Origin of the sequence: Flavobacterium sp. (assembly GCF_040382755.1) — a bacterium.
GTDB lineage: Bacteria > Bacteroidota > Bacteroidia > Flavobacteriales > Flavobacteriaceae > Flavobacterium.
The window spans coordinates 1-1511 of record NZ_JBEIET010000257.1 but is presented as its reverse complement, the minus strand read 5'-3'; the positions used below and the strand labels follow the sequence as shown (position 1 = coordinate 1511).

General features: G+C 29.8%; 3 protein-coding genes. All 3 read left to right on the top strand.

Going from position 1 to position 1511, the window contains the following annotated elements:
- Positions 1 to 91: 91 nt before the first annotated feature.
- From ABWO04_RS11880 to ABWO04_RS11870, 3 genes are read left to right on the top strand one after another with little or no spacing between them, the layout of a single operon-like run.
- The gene (locus tag ABWO04_RS11880) at positions 92 to 382 is read left to right on the top strand and encodes a TIGR03643 family protein (protein WP_353079895.1); all 291 of its coding nucleotides are present in this window, start codon (positions 92 to 94) and stop codon (positions 380 to 382) included.
- Positions 383 to 386: 4 nt separating this feature from the next.
- Positions 387 to 785 (top strand): DUF2452 domain-containing protein, encoded by a 399-nt coding sequence (locus ABWO04_RS11875; RefSeq protein WP_353079894.1) that lies wholly within the window; start codon positions 387 to 389, stop codon positions 783 to 785.
- Positions 767 to 1423 carry a flavin reductase family protein gene (locus ABWO04_RS11870; protein WP_353079893.1) on the top strand — a complete coding sequence of 219 codons (657 nt, stop codon included), beginning with the start codon at positions 767 to 769 and terminating at the stop codon, positions 1421 to 1423. The genes ABWO04_RS11875 and ABWO04_RS11870 overlap by 19 nt, the downstream gene beginning before the upstream one ends.
- Positions 1424 to 1511 lie beyond the last annotated feature (88 nt).

Genomic DNA, 1511 nt, shown 5'->3' with positions numbered 1-1511 from the left:
TAACGGATTTTTTTATTCCTTTTCTGTATTGAAATTCAAATTATTCTACTTAATTTTGTTTATTCTTTTTTAATTATAATTAAACAAAATAATGCCAGTTGCTCAAAAAACAGAATTAGATGATATTGCCATCGATAGAATCATAGAAATGGCTTGGGAAGACAGAACCCCATTTGATGCTATTAAATTCCAATTCGGATTAGCAGAAGCGGATGTTAAAGCATTAATGAAAAAAGAATTAAAATTCTCAAGTTACAAACTTTGGCGAAAACGTGTTGAAAATTGCAAAACCAAACACACAGCGAAACGTATAGAAGGAATTGATAGGTTTAAATGCAATTTACAACGAGCTATTTCGAACAATAAAATATCTAAAAGATAAAAAAATGCAAAAAGAAATTCCAGATAATATCGTATATTCTAAAGAAAAAGGATACAACGCCAGTTTTTTACCCTATGCCACAAGTGTAGGCGCACCTATTATTAAAGTTGACGATGTAGCCGCTTGGAAAGGCAGAGGCGTTAGAAATGTAAATAAAGAATTTGAAAATAAATTCAATGAATTAAAACTGCAATATCAAAGTTTAATGGAAGAATTCGAATGGAATGAAATTATTTATAATGCAAAATTTTCATTTGAACCAGTAATAGGAGAAATATATCATTTATATATTGGAAACGAAGGAAATCATTTTTTATCATTAATACCACCATACGAATGGAATAAAGAACATATTGGAACATTCAAATTAAACAGTGATAAAAAATGGGTGAAACAAGAGTAAAACTAAATCAAATTTCCTATGAACAAATAATGAATATGGAAAAACAAGAACGTGTTCATTTTGCAAATAGTTTGGGTGGTTTTAAAAGTGTTGGATTAATTGGTACAAAAAACAAAAACAACCAAACCAATTTAGCTATTGTCGACTCAATTCTTCATATAGGAAGTAACCCACCATTATTTGGTATCGTTTTTCGCCCAGGTGTTGTGGAACGTCATACGCTTGAAAACATATTAGAAACAGGCTTTTACACCATCAATCACATCACAGAAAAAATTCATAAACAAGCGCATCAAACTTCAGCAAGATATGATAGAGCTTGTTCAGAATTTGATGAAACTGGTTTAATTCCTGAATATAAAAACGACTTTTTTGCACCTTTTGTTAAAGAAAGTAATGTGAAATTAGCAATGGAATTTAAAGAAAAAGTAACGCTTTCTATCAATAGTACAGTTTTGATTATTGGAGAAGTTAAAGAGGTATATTTTCCTGAAGATTGTTTGCAAAAAGATGGTTTTTTAGATATTGAAAAAGCTGCATCGTTAACTTGTTCTGGATTGGACAGTTATCATAAAACAACACGAATTTCAAGATTGAGTTACGCAAAAGCAAACAAGGAAATTACTTCAATAATTTAATTTTGACAAAAAAACCGATACATATTGTTTGGTTCAAACGCGATTTCCGATTAATTGATAATGAAGCTTTGTTTCACGCACATCAATC

Excerpts from the sequence above, each read along its gene's own strand:
- ABWO04_RS11880 (WP_353079895.1), top strand. The coding sequence starts at position 92 with ATGCCAGTTGCTCAAAAAACAGAATTAGATGATATTGCCATCGATAGA.
- ABWO04_RS11870 (WP_353079893.1), top strand. The coding sequence starts at position 767 with ATGGGTGAAACAAGAGTAAAACTAAATCAAATTTCCTATGAACAAATA.
- ABWO04_RS11875 (WP_353079894.1), top strand. The coding sequence starts at position 387 with ATGCAAAAAGAAATTCCAGATAATATCGTATATTCTAAAGAAAAAGGA.